This is a genomic window from Streptomyces tubercidicus (genome assembly GCF_027497495.1).
GTDB lineage: Bacteria > Actinomycetota > Actinomycetes > Streptomycetales > Streptomycetaceae > Streptomyces > Streptomyces tubercidicus.
The window spans coordinates 1,156,114-1,172,660 of record NZ_CP114205.1; the positions used below are offsets into that span (position 1 = coordinate 1,156,114).

The following is a 16,547-nucleotide window of genomic DNA, read 5'->3' on the forward strand; positions in this document are numbered from 1 at the left end:
GCCGGTCCGGCTCGGCGCCGTCCGGTCAGGAGCAGTTGAACTCGCACCATACGCACTTTCCGCTGCCGCGCGGTTCCACACCCCAGACGTCCGCGAGGCGGTCCACGAGGAGCAGGCCGCGGCCGGAGACACCGGCCTCCCCCGGTTCGCGGCGCCGCGGCAGACTGCTGGAGTGGTCCTCGACCTCCAGCCGCAGCAGCCGCCCGACGCTGTGCGGCATACGGATGTTGACGACGGCCTCGCCATCGGTGTGCAGCAGGGCGTTGGTGATCAGCTCGTCGGCGACCAGCTCGATCTCCTCGGCACGGTCCGCCGCGCCCCAGGCCCGTACCGCGGCCCGGATCATGTGCCGGGCGGCGGAGAGGCCCTCGGGGTCGGCGGGCGCGATGTGCTGCCGGAACCGTCCGACGATGTCGTGCTCCGGGGCGCCCAGACGGCGCAGCAACAGCAGCGCCATATCGTCCTCGCCGGTCCGGTCGCCCGCCGATTCGCAGAGCCGGTCGGCAAGTTGCTGGACGTCCTGCGGGCCGTCGCGGACCAGGCGGGCCAGCTCCCGCATCCCGATGTCGAGGTCGGTGCCGGGCTGTTCGACGATGCCGTCGGTGCACAGCAGCAGGGTGTCGCCGGGGGCGAGCTGGATGGTGGTGACCGGGTAGTCGAGCCGCCGGAATTCGGAGGCGATACCGAGCGGCAGCCCGCCGGCCACCGGCAGCCGGCGGCAGATGCCCTCGGCGTGCCGCAGCAGCGGGTCGATATGGCCGGCCCGGACGATCCGGGCCGAGCCGGTGCTCAGGTCGGCGTCGACGTAGGTGCAGGTGGCGAAGCGGTCGGTGTCCAGCTCGTTGAGGAAGGCGGAGGCGCGGCCCATCACGGTGGCGGGTGCGTGCCCCTCGGCGGCGTAGGCGCGCAGCACGATCCGCAGCTGGCCCATGAGCGCCGCGGCCTGGGTGTCATGGCCCTGGACGTCGCCGATGACGGCGGCGACCCGGCCGTCGGGCAGCGGGATCACGTCGTACCAGTCGCCGCCGATGTCCCGGCCCATACGGGCGGAGCGATAGCGGACGGCGATCTGGGCGCCGGGGATGCCGGGGATCCGGCGCGGCAGCATGGCCTGCTGGAGACCGGCGGCGAGATCGTGCTCCTGGTCGTAGAGCATGGCGCGGGCCAGACTCTGCGCGATGCTGCTGCCGAGCGCCACCAGGACGTTGCGTTCCTGGTCGCGGAAGTCGCTCTCCCGCTCGAAGAACAGACCGATCACCCCGATCGGACGGCCCTGGGCGATCAGCGGAAGGTAGGCGGCGGAGTTGACGTTCAGCGGCTCGATGGCCGGCCACAGCCGGGGGTAGTGGTCCCGGAACTCCGCGCGGCTGCGGACATAGCGCGGGGTGAGGGTGCGGACGACCTCGCTCATCGGGAATTCGTCGCCCACCCGGGTGTATTCGAGGTCGGGTACGTAGCTGCCCGCCTTGCCCTCGGAGATCAGCCGGATGCGTCCCGCCTCGACGAGTCCGAGGATCACGTTCTCCGCGCCGAGCCGGCTCAGCCCCTGCTCATCGGCGAGCACTGCGATCACTTCGCCGACCGTCCTGGCGTGGGCCAGCGCGGCGGTGGTGCGCTCGACGACGCTGGTGTGCCGCCGGCGCTCCTCATCTCCGGCGGCACGCTCCGCCGCGTGGGTGTATTCGTGGCTGGCGTCGCGGACCACCCCGATGATCCGGCGGGGCCGGCCGGCGCCGTCCCGGCGGATGCTGCCCTGGCTGTGGGCCCAGCGCAGCTCACCGTCGCGCAGCCGTACGCGGAAGTAGGCGCCGTAGGAGTCGCTGCCGTCCTTGAGGGCACGAGCGATCAGGGCGTCCAGACGGGCCGCCTCATGGGCCGGGACACGCGTGTTGAGGGTGGCCGGGCGGTCGTCGTACTCCCCCGGGAGCATGTCGAACACCTCAAGGGCGGGCAGGTCCATATGCATCAGCCCGCTGTCGAGGTCCCAGTCGAAGCCGCCCATGCCGTTGAGGGCCAGGGTCAGGTCCGGGTGGGCGGGCCAGTCGTCCGGCACCGACACGGTGGGCCGCTTAGCTCCCCGGTCAGCCATGCCGTCACTTTGCCACATTCACCCGGATTGCGGCGTATCCAGCGCCTTGGGCAGGACCCGCCGCGGCCGCACCCGTCACGCTACTGACTCTGCTCTCAGCTTCCCCACACCATCGCACGTCGACCGCAGCTGTACCGGGACTCTGAGCACTCACCCCCTCCCCCGACCATTGCGATGTTCTCAACACGCTGTTACGGTCCCGGACCATGAACGACGCCCCCGGAGGCCGGGTCACCGATGACGCCGGAGAGGTCACGGACCGCGTCCGGCAGGTGATCGGCCGGCTCGGTTGCAGCCAGCGCGAATTCGCCCGCCGGATCGTGATGGACCCGTCGAAACTGTCCAGGTCACTGGGCGGAACCCGGCGCTTCACGCTGGCCGAGATCGTGCGGATCGCCGATATCGGCGCGGTCGACACCGGCTGGCTGCTCGGCGCCCCGGAGCGGCCCGCGGCACCGTCCGGCCGCGAACCGGCCGCGGTACCCGAGGGCGGCCGGCCGCTGCAGATCGTGCGGGAGACCGTCCGGCTGATCGCCGAGCACGGCTTCCACGGCGTACGGGTCGCCGATATCGCCGCCGCCTGCGGCACCAGCCCGGCCGCCGTGCACTACCACTTCCCCGGCCGCGACGAGCTGCTGGAAGCAGCGGTGCGCTGGTGCATGGACGAGGACACCGAGCGCCGCGCCGCGGGCCTGGCCGCGGCGCCCGACGCCCGTGCCGAGCTGCTGCACCTCATCGCGCTGCAGACCCCGCGTACCGAGCAGCAGCGCCGCCAGTGGCTGGTCTGGCTCGATCTGTGGGCCCAGGCGGCCCGCTCCACCGCCGTGGGACGCCTGCACGAGCACTACTACCGGCAGTGGCGCACCACCGTCGCCGAGGTCCTGCGCCGCGGCGTCGAGCAGGGCGTCTTCCGCGCCGTCGATCCCGAGTTCACCGCGCTCCGGCTGACCGCGCTGATCGACGGCCTGGCCACACAGGTGCTGGCCACCGCCCCGGACAGCACCGGCCCCGACACCATGCACACCGCACTGCTGGCCTTCGTGGCGAGCGAACTCACCCCCGCCTCCACCGACTGACGCCACTGAGCCCCAGGCCCCCGCCCCGTCGAAGGGATCCCCGTGAACCACGAGGTCATCATCACCTGCGCCCTCACCGGCGCCGGTGACACCGTCCGCCGCTCCCCGCACGTCCCCGTGACACCCGAGCAGATAGCCGCCTCGGCCGTCGAGGCGGCGGAGGCGGGCGCCGCGGTGGTGCATATCCATGTCCGTGATCCCGAGACCGGTGATCCGTCGCGGGACCCGCGGCTGTACGCCGAGGTGGTCGAGCGGATCAAGGAGACCGGCACCGACGTCGTCATCAACCTCACCGCCGGTATGGGCGGCGACCTGGTCATCGACCCCGACCAGCCGCTCCGGCAGCTGCCCGGTACGGACCTGGTGAGCGGCCTGGAGCGGCTGCCGCACGTCGAGGAACTGCTGCCCGACATCTGCACCCTGGACTGCGGCTCCCTCAACTTCGGCGACGGCTCCAACCTCTACGTCTCCACCCCCGACATGCTGCGCGCCGGTGCGAAGCGCATCCAGGAACTGGGCGTACGGCCCGAGTTGGAGATCTTCGACACCGGTCAGCTGTGGTTCGCCAAGCAGCTGCTGGCCGAGGGGCTGCTGGACGACCCGGCCGTCTTCCAGCTGTGCATGGGCATCCCGTGGGGCGCACCGGCCGACCCGGGGGTACTGCAGTCGATGGTGCGGATGCTGCCCGAGGGCGCCCAGTGGGCGAGCTTCGCGCTCGGCCGGATGCAGATGCCGTGGGTCGCCCAGTCGATCCTGCTCGGCGGGCATGTACGGGTGGGCCTGGAAGACAACCTGTACCTGAGCAAGGGCGTCAAGGCCACGAACGGGCAGCTCGTCGAACGCGCCGTCCAGATCACCGAGTTGCTCGGCGCCACGGTCGCCGGCCCCGACCGGGCACGCGCCCGACTGGGCCTGAAGCCGCGCGCCTGACGCCTCACCACGCGTCCTTCCCGACTCACCGCCGCCCTTCCCGCTTCTCCACCAGGAGCCGCCCCCTCATGCCCGAAATCACCCCTGCCCCCTGCGCCCCCGAGGACGTCCGCCGCGTCGCCTGTATAGGCGCCGGAGTGATCGGCGGCGGCTGGGTCGCCCATTTCCTCGCCCGTGGCTACGACGTCACCGCCTGGGATCCGGCCGCGGACGCGGAGGACAGGCTGCGCCGCCTGGTGGCCGCCGCCTGGCCCGCGCTGGAACAGATAGGTCTGGCCGACGGCGCCGCACCGGACCGCCTGACGATCGCCCCCACCCTCGCCGAGGCGGTCGCCGACGCCGACTTCGTCCAGGAAAGCGCCCCCGAGAAGCTGGAGTTGAAGCGCTCCCTGCTCGCCGAGCTCGCCGCCGCGACCCGGCCGGGCGTGGTCATCGCCTCCTCCACCTCGGGCTACCCGATGACCGATATGCAGGAGGGGGCCGAGAACGCCGTCCGCCTCGTCGTCGGCCACCCCTTCAACCCGCCGTATCTCATCCCGCTGGTGGAGGTCGTCGGCGGTGAACGGACGGACCCTGAGGCCGTCGCCTGGTCCTCGCGCTTCTATGAGGTGGCGGGCAAGTCCGTGATCACCATGGACCGCGAACTGCCCGGCTTCATCGCCAACCGCCTCCAGGAGGCGCTCTGGCGCGAGGCGCTGCACATGGTCGCCAACGGCGAGGCAACGGTCGAGGACATCGATGCCTCCATCACCGAAGGGCCCGGCCTGCGCTGGGCGTTCATGGGCCCATGCCTGACCTTCGCACTGGCCGGCGGCGAGGGCGGTATGGCCCATATGCTCGACCACTTCGGCCCGTCCCTGAAGTCACCATGGACCCGTCTGGAGGCGCCCGAGCTGGACCGTGCGCTGCGCGACGCCATGATCGACGGCTGCCGGGAGGCCGCGGGCGACCGTACGTACGCGGATCTGGTGGCCGCCCGCGACCAGGGCGTCATCGACGTCCTCCGCGCCACCGGACGCCTGGGGAGGACCCGCCGATGACCGACGACATCACGGGCGGCCCGCTCCTCCTCCGCCAAACCGTCCGGGACGAGTGGATCGACTACAACGGCCACCTCAGCGAGGCGTACTACGTCCTGATCTTCGGCTTCGCGACCGACGCCCTGATGGACACCGCCGGCCTCGACGCCGCCTACCGCGAGCGCACCGGATGTTCCCTCTACACGGTCGAGGCCCATGTCCGCTATCTCCACGAGGTCGCCGGCGACAGCCAACTCACCGTCCGCACCACCGTGTTGGGCGTGGACGGCAAGAAACTCCGCATCCTCCACGAGATGTTCGCCGGGGACCCCTCCGGCGATCCGGTGGCCACAGAGGAACTCTTCACCCTGCACATCGACCAGGCCACCGGTCGCTCCACGCCCCTGCCCACAACGGCCCGCGAGCGCCTCACCCGGCTCGTCGCTCCGGCGCCGGAGTGGGCGGGGCGCGGTATCCGCGAGGTGTGAGGGCGGCGAGGTGCGATGCTGGACGGGGAGGGGCCCCGCCCACCGAAGGGACATGATCATGAGCACCACCCGAGGCCACCGCATCGACGTCGAAGAAGGCACCGACCATGTCCGCGTCGAGATCGGCGGACAGCTGATCGCCGAGAGCCGGCGCCCGCTGCTGCTCTCCGAGACCGGCTATCCGGTGCGCTACTACCTCCCTCCCGAGGACGTACGCACCGAGCTGCTCACCCCGTCCGGGACACACACCTTCTGCCCCTTCAAGGGCACCGCCTCGTACTGGTCGCTCCCCGGCGGCCCGGAGGACATCGTCTGGGCCTACCCCGAGCCACACCCCGAGGTCGCCCGGATCAAGGACCATTTCTGCTTCTACGAGGTCGAGTTGGCTTGAGGCGCGCGCCCAGCCGACGGGACGAGGAAGGATTCCGCACTATGGACAGCCCCCACGACCGGCCCGTCCCGCCCCGCCCGTCCGTCCCGCACCGGGCGGACGACGAGGGCGGCGATCCGGCCTGCTGGCTGGACCAGGTGTGTGACGCCTGCGGCCGGATCAGGGAACGGCCCGGCGGTGCGGTCTGCGAGCACTGCGGCGCCGGGGCGGCGGACTGCGACGGCGACAGCAGCAGCGGCAGCGACAGCGACAGCAGCGACCGTGGCGCTCCCGCCCCCGCCCGCCCCCGCCGGCGCGACCGTGACGAGGAGGGGCGGGCCCGTAACGCCCGCCCGCGTGACGGGCTCGGCCGGCCGCTGCCGTACGGCTCCCCGGGCGTGGCCCGGCAGCCCGAGGGGGTGCCCCGGACGCCCACGCAGTCGCTGACCGAGGCACAGCGGCTGCTCGACGACGGGATGCCGTTCCATGCCCACGAGGTACTGGAGGACGCCTGGAAGGCGGCGCCGGAGGCGGAGCGCGAGCTGTGGCGGGGACTCGCCCAGCTCGCGGTGGGTCTCACCCATGCGGCGCGAGGCAACGCCACGGGCGGGACGGCCCTGCTCGACCGGGGCGCGGCGGCCCTCGCGCCGTATACGGACACCGCCCCCTACGGGATCGATTTCGCCGGACTCATTGCCTGGGCCCGGGAACTGACCGGCCGTCTGACCCGCCCCGGGACCGTGGACGCGGCGGAGTCCGCGCCCCGGCTGCGGACGCCGGGAGAGATGACCGAAAAGCGCCCCACCGAAGACGGGGTCTGAGACCGCCCCGGGGCGACCGCCGGACCGGCCCGGCCCGAGCCCCGGCCCCGGGACGCCGGGCTCCGCGAGGACACGCGGAGCCGTCGCCACCGTCGTACGCACCCAGGGCCGCGGCCCAGGTCCTACGCAGCCCCTCCCCGCCGTCCGCCGCCGTCGCGTGCCTGCCGCCGCCGGGCGAGCAGGGCGCCCAGCCCGAAGGCGGCGATACCGGCGCCGCCCGCTCCGAGGACGAGGACGCTGCGCCAGGAGGAGTCGGCGCGGGCGTCGGCTGCGGGGATCTCGGCGGCCACCGGGCGGAGCGGGCCCCCGTCGTCGGCGGCGCGTACGGCGTGCAGGGTGCCCACCGGCTGGGCCGTGCCGGCGGTGTGGAAGCCCCAGTCCAGCAGGGCAGCGGCCTCCTTGTAGACGCCGTTGTACTGCTTCGACTGGGGGTTGAGGACGGTGACCAGGAGGGTGCGGCCGTTCCGGCGCGCGGCGGCGATCAGGGTGTTGCCGGCCTTGGTGGTGTAGCCGTTCTTGACGCCGATGAGGCCGGGGTAGCGGGTCATCCCGTGCGAGCCCACCAGCAGGCGGTTGGTGTTCTCGATCTGCGTGGCGCCCCCCGTACCGGGGAACGTGGCGCGCGGGGTGGCGCAGTAGCGGGCGAAGTCCTCGTTGGCGAGACCGGCGCGGGCGAAGACGGTCAGGTCGTGGGCGGAGGACACCTGGCCGGGCGCGTCATAGCCATCCGGGGACTTGACGGTGGTGTCGTGCGCGCCGAGCTTCCGGGCGGTCTCCTGCATCTCCTGCGCCGTGGTCCGCCAGCCGCCGTTCATCGCGGCCAGCACATGCACCGCGTCGTTGCCGGAGCGGAGGAAGACGCCGCGCCACAGGTCGCCGACGGTGTAGCGACTGCCCTGCCGGACACCGACGACACTGCTGCCGGCCCCGACACCCGCGAGGTCGGCGGAGCTGACCCGGCGTACCGTCCCGGCCGGGAACTTCGGCAGGACGGTGACCGCGAACAGCGTCTTGAGGGTGCTGGCCGGGGCGAGCTTGCGGTGCGGGCTCTTCGTGGCGAGCACGCTGCCGGTGTCCGCGTCGGCCACCATCCAGGAAAGCGCGGTCAGGCCACTGGGCAGCCTGGCCGTACCGGGGGCGGCGGGTGCCTGCACCTCGGCGGCGGGCTGACGGGCCGTCGCCCCGTTGGCCGCGGCCGGTATGGACGTCAGCGACACCCCGGCGACGGCGAGCAGCGCCACCGCACCGGCCTTACTGGACACACACGCGTCAATTGCCATGCGGTCACGCTATGGAGTGGTGCCGCGGTCCGCAGCACGGTTGCGCCAGACGGCCCATGACCACGCCGTACCGCTGGGCGTGTCGCAATCGCAACCGGTGCAAAGAAGGACCCGCCCGGTGCGACGGGGGATGCACACCGGGCGGGTCTCAGGAACCTTTCTACCGCATGAGCGAACGGTTATGCCTCAAAAACCTGTTCGTTTGCCGATTACCAGGTGACGGGCAGCGAAATCAGGCCACGCGCCCGCAGCGCCCGACGATGCCGCAAATCACCACGCGGGACGGCCAGTCGCAGCTCCGGGAAGCGGCCGAGGAGCGCGTCGAGCGCGGTGACGGCCTCCAGCCGGGCCAGCGGGGCGGCGAGGCAGTGATGGATGCCGTGCCCCATCCCGAGGTGCCCGGAGAGGTCCCGGCCGCGGTCCAAGGTGTCCGGGTCAGGGAAGCGCGCCGGGTCGCGGTTCGCGGAAGCGATCGACAACAGCACGCTGTCCCCGGCCGGGATCCGTACGCCGCCGATCTCCATGTCCTCCGTGGGGAAGCGACGGATCGCCACCGGATACGGGTTGTCGAAGCGGAGGAACTCCTCCACGGCCGTTGGAAGTTCGGCCGGATTACGCGCCAACTGGCGGAGCTGGTCAGGGTGGTCGAGCAGCGCGAGCGCCGCATTTCCGATGAGGTGGGCCGTGCTCTCGTATCCGGCGAAGAGGATGAGGAAGGCGAGCGAGGTCAGTTCGTCCTCGGTGAGACGGTCGCCTTCCTCGCCGGGGGCCCCCTCGCCGGGGCCCGCCTCGTCGCGCACCGCGATCAGGTCCGAGAGCAGGTCGTCGCCCGGTTCCGCGCGCTTGGCCGCGATCAGGCCGGTGTAGAACGTCAGCATCGCCCCGATCGCCTCCTTCATCAGCTCCGGCCGACTCGGGTCCGGGGTGATGAGGGCATCCGACCAGGCCAGGAAATCGGGACGGTCACGGTGCGGGATGCCCAGCAGATCGCAGATCACGGCGATCGACAGCGGTCCCGCGTAATCGCCGATCAGATCCGCCTGGCCGCGCTCCGCCATGGCGCTCAGCAGCTCGTCGGCGGTCCGGCGTACGGGCGCGCGCAGCGCCTCGACCCGGCCAGTGGTGAATGCCTTGGCCACCAGCCGGCGCACCCGGGTGTGGTCCGGCGGGTCCATGTTCAGCAGATTCGCGTCCAGCGCGGGCGGCAGCGCGAAGCCGCGGTAACCGCCCGGCGCGGCATGCCGCTTGTCCAGGGAGAGCCGGGGGTCGGCGAAGGCGCGGCGGACGTCGTCGTAGCGCGTCACCAGCCAGGCGGGCTGCCCGTCGGCACCGGTGATCCGGTGCACCGGCCCGGCGTCACGCAACGCGGCATAGGCGGCGTACGGATCGTCGAGGAGGGGCGTCATATCGATGGGGGCGTCGGGGCCGGTCTCGGCGGTGTTCTGCATGGCCCGACCCTAGGCGGTGTCACCCAACTGCCGCCCGCCACACGCCACCTGGTAGCGCTCCGAGGGCGGCACCGGTCTCATGGGCCGGTGCCGCCCGGGTGGTACGGGCGGCCCGGACCCCCGTACCGGGCCACCCCGTCTGTGGTGCTCCTCAGCCGTGTGCCACCGAACTCCGCTGGCGCAGTTCGGTGAGCACGGTCTCGATCAGCGGCGAGTGGTAGACATCCGCGACCAGCGCCAAGTGCTCGTACTCCGCGCTGAGTTCGGCCGGGCCGGTGCCGTTGGCCACCACCACGCTGTCGGCGCCGTGGTCGGGCACATGGCCCACCGCGCGGTTCTCCAGGCCGCGGCGCAGCGCGGCGGCCTCCGCCACGGCCGCCAGCTGCCGGTCATCGAGGGCGACCGCGCGGGCCCGTTCGCGGGCGATGTCGACGGCGTCGGACTCCACATGGCGTCGGATGCCGCGCTGTACGTCCCGGATCTCGGCCATCTGCCGGTTGGCCCGCCACTCCAGGTCGGCGAACGGCCACCGTACGGACCACGCCGGGGAGCCCATGGTGACCTCGGGGGACTGTGCGGTGACGGTCCGCCAGAGCGGGGAGAGGCGGCGCAGCCGGCGCCAGGCGGCGACCCGGGGGCCGGCCGCGGGCAGCGCGAATCCGGCGAGGACCATCAGCGCGGCGACCGAGGCGCTCAGCGGGGCCACCCCGTTGGAGAGCCACAGCGCCGGGTGGCCCGTCCAGGACAGGACGAAGCCGATGACCTTGCAGGCGCAGTAGACCAGGCCGAGCCAGCAGCCCGCGGCCAGCACCCGCAGACCGCGTGCCAGATGCGTGCCGCCGAGTTGTGCGGCGTAGCGGGGGCAGAGCGTCCCCAGGGCCGCCGAACTCAGTCCGAAAATGGCCAAATACAGCACCAGGAACAGCATGACTCCCGGGGAGTCGGTGTAGGCGGTGCTGAAGTCGCGGGGGTGCTCGACGGCGTCCGGCCGGCCAACCGCGAAGCCGGTGATCGCCACGGCCCAGAGCGCGGCCACGATGCCGACGGCGACCCGCGCCCTGGTCCGGGCCCGCGCCCGTGCCTGCGCGCCCTCGCCCGCCGTCCAGCGCAGCAACAGCACCAGCGCGCCCGCGGCGAACACCACGACGGACGAGTAGAGGAAGACCATGGCGAGGTTGGCCACCCCGGCCAGCCGGTCGAAGGCGCGGTAGAGGCTGGGCGCGGAGAAGAGGAAGACCGTCGCCACCCCGCCGGTCATCACACAGGCCAGCCCCAGATCCGCGTTGCTGCGGTCGCGGAACCACGCGACGGACTTGTACCCGACGATCGCCCAGGCGGCGACGCCAAAGGACAGATAGATGACGTCAAACACCCGGTCCCCCGTCCCGCGCCTCGCCCGCCGCGGCGCCGTCGGCCCCCTCGCCCCCGGCCGGGGTCTCCTGCCCGCGCCGGACGTGCTGCAGCGCCGGCCCGAGCGCCGCCGCCAGCTCGGCCGCCCGCCCCTCCAGAGGGAGGGCGCGTTCGGCCGCGGACGGGGCAACCCGCTCCATCAGCAGGGTGCCGAGCACTTCGGTCTCCCGCTCGGCGAGGTTGTCATAGCCGTGGTGCCGGGCGAAGCCCATGGTCAGGCCCATCCGCCGCATGGCGGTGGCGACATCGACGGACGGCGTCCACAGCTTCAGCGCGTCCTCCGTGACCGCCGGATCCTGGCCGTGCCCCAGCAGGAGATGGCTCAGTTCGTGCAGCACGATATGCGCCTGGTGCCACGGTGAGGTCTTGAGCTCGTAGAAGACCCAGTAGCCGTCATCGGTGACGGCCGTCATCCCCGAGACCACTCCGCCCAGGCTCATCGGCACCAGATGGACGGGCCGCGCCACCCGCGCGGCGACGATGTCGCACATTCCGCGCAGATCGGTTGTGGCCGGCAGCGCCAGCTCCTTGATGAGCCGCTTGCACCGCCTGCGTATCTGCCCCACTCGCATGCTCGTCCCGTCCTCGTCTCCGACCCGCTGCCAGGAAGAGAAGATCTGGCCGCGCTCAGCGGTACGCATCGGTTCACTCACCGCGTCGGTCACCGCCCTGCTCCGGCGGATCGGCCGGCAGATTCATCTGCTGCCGGAACTGGGAGATGATCGTCGTCAGACTGTCCTGCACCTCCGGCGGCAGCCCGACGGAGCGCAGCGCGATCGCGCGCACCCGCTGGTCCCGCATCGCGGCCAGGAAACGGACCTCTTCCTCCACCCGCGCCGCCTGCGGCTGCGAGAGGTCCCCCAGCAGATAACCCACCGGTACGGCAAAGAACTTGGCCAGCGCGCGCAGCAGCTCCGGGCTCGGATTCGCCCGCCTTCCGTTGCGCAGCATCGACAGATACTGCTCGGTGACCTTGACCCCGCCGTACTCCTCCGCTCCCCCGCTGATCTCCTCGGCCACAAAAGCGTTGGTGTACGGGGCCCCCGGCGGATGCATATTGGCGAAGAGATGGTTGAGCCGCTCCGCGAGCACACTGCCGCCCGCCCCGTTGGACCGGCTGTCTCCCCCCGCACCCATGTCCACATCCCCCGTCGCTTGAGCCCAACGAACAGTTAAGGCTCCGTCACCTCACCCTCATCCTGTCACGCCAGGAACGCGGTGCACCAGTGCACTTACGGACAGTAGGGATCGGGGGACTTAACCGGGAGTTGAGTGTGGACCACGACCGGCCCGGCTGCCCGCGGCGGTGGTGCGCCGGGGGTCTCGCCGTAGGCGCGACGGAAGACGTCGTTGAAGGCACTGGTGGAGGACCAGCCGCAGCGGTGAGCGACAGTCGTCGTGCGCCCGCCAGGGATTACGGGACAGCCCTTAGTGAGGGAGCCCTCACGGGCGAGCGCGCCTGTCCGCGCTCACGGAATCACTCCTGAGTCTGAGTATCAGCATCGCCGTCAGCATCAAGGGCGGTAGCGTTGTTCGATGTCCGATATCCCAGAGTCCACCTGGAGCGATAATTCCCGACGGGGTTGCCGCTGGTCTTACGAACGACATTTCCCTGGTCTTTCGTTGAGCTGCCATCGTTGTCCCAGAGATAGCCGTTCGTGGCCCACCCCGCTTTGAGGGTGACGCTGTCACCGTTCCGCAAGACCCGCTGTCCGTTGTAGGTGAGGGCACCGTGGACGTTGAGGTTGGCAGTGTCCTTGATGTCGAGGCGGCCCGTCTTGTGCCAGAGGTACCCGTCTTTCCCGGGGTCGACGATGACGTTGCCGTTGACGGTGAGGGCGTTGGTGGTGAGGGTCATTCCCGCGTACATGCTCATGTTGTTGCCCACGACAATCCCGTCGGCGGCCACCCTGGCGTTGATGTAGTCGGTGTAGATCGTTTTACTCTTGGCGAGAGTGATGCTCTCGTTGACGGCAAGGGGGCCATTGACCGTGACACTGCCATTGAGGCCGAGCACGCCTTGTCCACGTCCGTTGATTTGGCTGGCCGCAACAGTGATGGTGCTGATGGCGCCGCTGTAGGTTCCGTTTCCCGTGACGGAGAGAACGCCATTGGCGAAACTGACTTTCACCTTGTCGTCAGGATTTGCTTTCGGCATGTTCTCAATCGTGAGGGCGCCATTTTCGGGCGACTTGATGCTCTTCACGATGATGTCGTTGTTGAATACGGCACCGCCCGCAGTCAGGGCTCCTTTGGCATTGAGGGCACCGTAGAGGTTGAGGGTGGCCTCCGCCGTGGTGTCAAAACGGCCCGTCTTCAGCCAGATGTACCCGTTGGCCCCGGGGTCGACGGTGATGTTGCCCGTGGTGGTCACGCCGGTGACAGCGATGTCGGGGTTGTTGACCTTGATGTAGGTGGTGAGGTAGCGGACTTCGTTGCTCATCTTGGCTTCGAGGGTGAAGCTTGAGTCGTCGACCAAGTTTTCCGGGGAGGTCCAGCTGCCGCCGCTGGCTGTGGATGCTCCCTGAGTGCCGTCCGGTTTCCGGTAGTACATGGTGTACGTCGCGTGGGGGGTGCCTTCCCAGTGGAGGGTGGCCTTGGTATTGCGGCCGATGGCCACAGAGGCCGGGCGGAAGCTGTGCAGGTAGAACGAGTCGTCGCGCTTGCTGACTTCGCCTCGGCCGGTGCGTTCCTGGAATTGGCCGTCCGCTCCAGTGGTGGAGGTGGACTCCTCCCAGACGATGTCGACCAGGCCGACGCCGCCGTTGACCTCGATACCCCACAGCTCCAGCTGAACGCTCCAGGTGCCGTCGAACGCGGCGGGCTCGTTCGGCGGCGGTGAGCAGGTGAAGACGACCTGGTTGGGGTCGCGGGTGTCGCGGTCGACGGCCCAGAGCCGTTTGCCGTCGGGCACGGTCAACTCGTGGCGGATCAGGGTCGGTTCGCTGGTCAGGGCAGATGCCTGGCGGCCGGTCGGGATGCGGACCCTGAACCACTTGCAGTGCACGGGCCAGTTGCCGCCGGACTTCACCTTGCCGTAGGTGAAGGTCAGTTTGGCGTACTCCGGTTTGGCGAAGGTGGAGACGTTCAGCGTGCCGGGCTCGGGAACCATGGCGGGCGGTAGCAGCATGGGGAGGTCAGGGGTGGTCACGGCTCTGGAACTCCTCGGTGCAGGGGTCAGTTGGGCAGGGGTGTGGCGGTGAAGGTGGCCGTGCCGGCGCGGTGCCGTGAACGGCTGTCGCCGAGCGCGGTGTCCTCGGTGATGCGGCTCTGGGTGCCGAGTGGGGTGCTGATGTCGAGGGTGGGGGTGAGGGACCAGGTGCCGTCGAAGCCGGCCGGTTCGGCGGGGTTGAGGGTGAGGGTGGTGGTGGCCGGGTCGGTGGTGGTGGTTTCGACCAGCCGTTGCCGGCCGCGGCCGGGGCCGCGTTCGAGTTCCAGTCGGGTGCGCAGGATGACAGGTTCCCCGGTCCGCGCGGCTGCGCCGTGAGCGGCGGGAAGACCAAGGGTGATCCGTGCGCACCGCACCGGCCAGGTGGTGCGGCCGTCCGGGTCTTCGCCGATGGTGAGGCGGACGCGGTCGAGGGCCATCTCCCCCGGCTGTGCGGCCGTCGCCGGGGTGTGCTCCAGGCGGTACGGGAGGAGGAGGGCTGGGTCGGGGCTGGTCACGACGCGGTTCCTTCCGGGGCCGGTGAAGGGGTGGGGGCTGGGGTGGAGCGGGCCTGTCCGAGGGTGGCCGGTTGGAGTTGGAGATAGCCGGAGCGGGCGACGGGCAGGGGTGCGTCGGGGTGGGAGAGTTGGTCGGCGTGGTAGATGAGGTGCTCGTCCAGTCGGGCGGCGGCAGGGCGGTGGCGGTGCCGTCCACGGGGATCGGTTCGGCCCAGGTCCAGTCGCCGTGCCAAGCCGCGGGGCGGGGCATGACGAGGGACTTGTCCGGTGGTTCGGCCTGCACGGTGAACTCGCGGACGGCGCGGGGCCCGACGGCGGCGCCGGTGTGCCGCAGCCGCAGGAGGCGGGCGGTGAGCGGTGGTTCGGGAGCGTGCGCGGTCGGCGGGCCGAGCAGGCAGGGTGAGGTGGGCGCCTGCTTCGATCGGCGTCAACCGGAGCCGTTGAACGACTTGGTGCCGGAACTGATGGTGAGCCGCTTCGGCTTGAGCAGCTTGATCCACCTCTCGGTGGAGGACGTGTCGCTGCTCTGGTGCCCCATCTTGAGGGTGAGGTCGGCGGCGGGGAACCCGGGCGCGCCCCAAGTCCCGAGGATGAAGTCCTCGGTCTCCTTGGTCGCGTCCCCCATGAACACCATCACGCGTTGCTTGTAGACCAGCGCCAGGACCAGACTGTCCGGGTTCGGGTCGTGGCGGCGGATCAGACTCCACAGGACCGTCTTCCTGTCCGGATCGGTCGAAGGGGCCAGGTACTCCTCCCACTGCGCCTTGCGCGTCGCACAGGTGCCGGTGGCATTCGCCGCCAAGGCGTAGAGACCCCCATCGCTCTCAGACACATCGCGGTCGTTCTGGTAGTCCTCCAACACTCCGGTGTAGTAGCTCTTCCTGACCGTGAACCCGTCAAGTGCCCGGCCGGCAGGTTGTAGTGGTCCTCGTCGGCGTGGGTGAGAAAAAGGTGGTCAATCGCTCTGCCCGGCACAAAAGTACGGAGGATGTGCTGGACGTTCTCAAGCGCTCCCACGATCTGCTGCGGCGGTCCGGGAATGAGGCACTTCGCACCCTTGGTCGAGCCGCAGTCGATCAGCACCACCTCACCGGTCCCGTGCGGTGGGCCCGGAAAGACAATCAGGGTGCAGTCCCCCTGGCCGACGCCGACGAAGACCACCCTCGCGTGGGGACCGGTCGGAACAGGAATTGCCATCACAACCTCCAGGCTCTCGGGTGCGCAGGGCAGGGCAGGACGGCATGCCACTCGAATGGCGGGTCTCATTCACCGAATCCGCCAGGAACTTCAGCGTCAGCCGAGCCGTCCGCTCACCCGGTAAGAGCCCCGCACGGCCGGCCACCGTCAGCTGGTCCCGCAGAACCTCGGCCTCCCTGAGCATCAGCTCCCAGCCATTCCCCAACAGCGCGCCCAGACAAGGGAGTTCGAACAGATCCAGGCACTGGGCGCAGTCCCCTCCGAGCCGGAGGCCGACGGGCAGATCCGCAATGGACACTGTCATGAGACACCCCTCGCTACCGACACGAGTGACGCTGCCGCCGGCGCCCAACCCTCGACGAGACAGGCCAGGACACACGACGCCAGGCATCGAGCAGTTGACAACGACCATCGCCATCGAGCCCGCCCACCCGACAGGACCCGACCACATCACACCTCACAATCAACTGGTGACTTAAGGCGATATTTCGTCACAGCGTGGCCAAATTCGGCGTTGCCTGCCCTAAGAGTCGACGATCTCCAGCCTGGCCCGCCCCGGAGCATCGAGCCTGGACGACTGGGCGGCGGGCACCAGCCGAGCCGACCAGCCGGCGGCCGCAGCAACCGGACAAACCGATGCAGTCCTGTTCGGACAGGCTGTGGCGCTCGCCCTTACGGCCGCTGTGCCGCAGGACCCGATGGCGCAGCCGGGTCAGCGAGCCCGATCGCATCGCGATCAGCCCGGCCACCGAG

The 16,547-nt window shown here is 70.6% G+C and carries 17 protein-coding genes and 1 pseudogene; 7 read left to right on the forward strand and 11 right to left on the reverse strand.

Going from position 1 to position 16,547, the window contains the following annotated elements; genetic code table 11:
* Positions 1-25: 25 nt before the first annotated feature.
* Entirely contained in the window at positions 26-2,089 is a 2,064-nt protein-coding gene (locus tag STRTU_RS04865) for a SpoIIE family protein phosphatase (RefSeq protein WP_159742403.1), read from the reverse strand.
* Between the two features lie 206 nt (positions 2,090-2,295).
* Between STRTU_RS04865 and STRTU_RS04870 the strand changes: the two genes are divergently transcribed.
* From STRTU_RS04870 to STRTU_RS04895, 6 genes are all read left to right on the forward strand, one after another.
* Positions 2,296-3,165, forward strand: coding sequence for a TetR/AcrR family transcriptional regulator (locus tag STRTU_RS04870; RefSeq protein WP_159742404.1), 870 nt, complete (start codon positions 2,296-2,298; stop codon positions 3,163-3,165).
* Positions 3,166-3,207: 42 nt separating this feature from the next.
* A complete protein-coding gene (locus STRTU_RS04875; RefSeq protein ID WP_272591786.1) occupies positions 3,208-4,095 on the forward strand; it encodes a beta-keto acid cleavage family enzyme in 888 nt (295 codons plus the stop codon).
* 68 nt (positions 4,096-4,163) lie between these two features.
* The gene (locus tag STRTU_RS04880; RefSeq protein WP_159742405.1) at positions 4,164-5,135 is read left to right on the forward strand and encodes a 3-hydroxyacyl-CoA dehydrogenase NAD-binding domain-containing protein; all 972 of its coding nucleotides are present in this window, start codon (positions 4,164-4,166) and stop codon (positions 5,133-5,135) included.
* The gene (locus STRTU_RS04885) at positions 5,132-5,602 is read left to right on the forward strand and encodes a thioesterase family protein (protein WP_159742406.1); all 471 of its coding nucleotides are present in this window, start codon (positions 5,132-5,134) and stop codon (positions 5,600-5,602) included. The genes STRTU_RS04880 and STRTU_RS04885 overlap by 4 nt, the downstream gene beginning before the upstream one ends.
* A gap of 58 nt (positions 5,603-5,660) precedes the next feature.
* The gene (locus STRTU_RS04890; protein ID WP_159742407.1) at positions 5,661-5,993 is read left to right on the forward strand and encodes a DUF427 domain-containing protein; all 333 of its coding nucleotides are present in this window, start codon (positions 5,661-5,663) and stop codon (positions 5,991-5,993) included.
* Between the two features lie 158 nt (positions 5,994-6,151).
* Positions 6,152-6,793 (forward strand): DUF309 domain-containing protein, encoded by a 642-nt coding sequence (locus STRTU_RS04895; protein WP_159746695.1) that lies wholly within the window; start codon positions 6,152-6,154, stop codon positions 6,791-6,793.
* Positions 6,794-6,915: 122 nt separating this feature from the next.
* Here the strand turns inward: STRTU_RS04895 and STRTU_RS04900 are convergent, their stop codons facing one another.
* From STRTU_RS04900 to STRTU_RS04935, 8 genes are all read right to left on the reverse strand, one after another.
* Positions 6,916-8,073, reverse strand: a complete 1,158-nt coding sequence (locus STRTU_RS04900) for a D-alanyl-D-alanine carboxypeptidase family protein (RefSeq protein WP_167539111.1) — start codon at positions 8,071-8,073, stop codon at positions 6,916-6,918.
* Between the two features lie 209 nt (positions 8,074-8,282).
* Complete coding sequence (locus tag STRTU_RS04905; RefSeq protein WP_159742408.1) at positions 8,283-9,521, reverse strand: cytochrome P450 family protein; 1,239 nt, start codon at positions 9,519-9,521, stop codon at positions 8,283-8,285.
* 151 nt (positions 9,522-9,672) lie between these two features.
* Positions 9,673-10,893, reverse strand: a complete 1,221-nt coding sequence (locus tag STRTU_RS04910; RefSeq protein ID WP_159742409.1) for an MAB_1171c family putative transporter — start codon at positions 10,891-10,893, stop codon at positions 9,673-9,675.
* Complete coding sequence (locus STRTU_RS04915) at positions 10,886-11,572, reverse strand: hypothetical protein (protein WP_167539112.1); 687 nt, start codon at positions 11,570-11,572, stop codon at positions 10,886-10,888. The genes STRTU_RS04910 and STRTU_RS04915 overlap by 8 nt, the downstream gene beginning before the upstream one ends.
* 4 nt (positions 11,573-11,576) lie before the next feature.
* Positions 11,577-12,068: a helix-turn-helix domain-containing protein gene (locus STRTU_RS04920; protein ID WP_159742410.1), complete on the reverse strand. Its 492-nt coding sequence runs from the start codon at positions 12,066-12,068 to the stop codon at positions 11,577-11,579.
* Between the two features lie 340 nt (positions 12,069-12,408).
* Positions 12,409-14,082: a hypothetical protein gene (locus STRTU_RS04925; RefSeq protein ID WP_159742411.1), complete on the reverse strand. Its 1,674-nt coding sequence runs from the start codon at positions 14,080-14,082 to the stop codon at positions 12,409-12,411.
* Positions 14,083-14,108: 26 nt separating this feature from the next.
* Positions 14,109-14,597 (reverse strand): hypothetical protein, encoded by a 489-nt coding sequence (locus STRTU_RS04930; protein ID WP_159742412.1) that lies wholly within the window; start codon positions 14,595-14,597, stop codon positions 14,109-14,111.
* Positions 14,594-14,830, reverse strand: coding sequence for a hypothetical protein (locus STRTU_RS04935; protein WP_159742413.1), 237 nt, complete (start codon positions 14,828-14,830; stop codon positions 14,594-14,596). Before STRTU_RS04935 ends, STRTU_RS04930 begins: the two co-directional genes overlap by 4 nt.
* Here STRTU_RS04935 and STRTU_RS04940 point away from each other — a divergent pair.
* Positions 14,824-15,000, forward strand: a complete 177-nt coding sequence (locus STRTU_RS04940) for a hypothetical protein (protein WP_159742414.1) — start codon at positions 14,824-14,826, stop codon at positions 14,998-15,000. The two genes, STRTU_RS04935 and STRTU_RS04940, sit on opposite strands and share 7 nt — an antisense overlap.
* 24 nt (positions 15,001-15,024) lie before the next feature.
* Here the strand turns inward: STRTU_RS04940 and STRTU_RS04945 are convergent, their stop codons facing one another.
* The gene (locus tag STRTU_RS04945) at positions 15,025-15,456 is read right to left on the reverse strand and encodes a ComEC/Rec2 family competence protein (RefSeq protein WP_269777337.1); all 432 of its coding nucleotides are present in this window, start codon (positions 15,454-15,456) and stop codon (positions 15,025-15,027) included.
* A 71-nt stretch (positions 15,457-15,527) separates the two neighbouring features.
* Positions 15,528-15,863, reverse strand: a pseudogene (locus tag STRTU_RS36110) (MBL fold metallo-hydrolase); the annotation flags it as partial.
* Between the last annotated feature and the right edge of the window lie 684 nt (positions 15,864-16,547).

Coding starts and splice junctions, on each gene's coding strand:
- STRTU_RS04870 (WP_159742404.1), top strand. CDS start 2,296: ATGAACGACGCCCCCGGAGGCCGGGTCACCGATGACGCCGGAGAGGTC.
- STRTU_RS04915 (WP_167539112.1), bottom strand. CDS start 11,572: ATGCGTACCGCTGAGCGCGGCCAGATCTTCTCTTCCTGGCAGCGGGTC.
- STRTU_RS04900 (WP_167539111.1), bottom strand. CDS start 8,073: ATGGCAATTGACGCGTGTGTGTCCAGTAAGGCCGGTGCGGTGGCGCTG.
- STRTU_RS04890 (WP_159742407.1), top strand. CDS start 5,661: ATGAGCACCACCCGAGGCCACCGCATCGACGTCGAAGAAGGCACCGAC.
- STRTU_RS04885 (WP_159742406.1), top strand. CDS start 5,132: ATGACCGACGACATCACGGGCGGCCCGCTCCTCCTCCGCCAAACCGTC.
- STRTU_RS04880 (WP_159742405.1), top strand. CDS start 4,164: ATGCCCGAAATCACCCCTGCCCCCTGCGCCCCCGAGGACGTCCGCCGC.
- STRTU_RS04905 (WP_159742408.1), bottom strand. CDS start 9,521: ATGCAGAACACCGCCGAGACCGGCCCCGACGCCCCCATCGATATGACG.
- STRTU_RS04920 (WP_159742410.1), bottom strand. CDS start 12,068: ATGGGTGCGGGGGGAGACAGCCGGTCCAACGGGGCGGGCGGCAGTGTG.
- STRTU_RS04865 (WP_159742403.1), bottom strand. CDS start 2,089: ATGGCTGACCGGGGAGCTAAGCGGCCCACCGTGTCGGTGCCGGACGAC.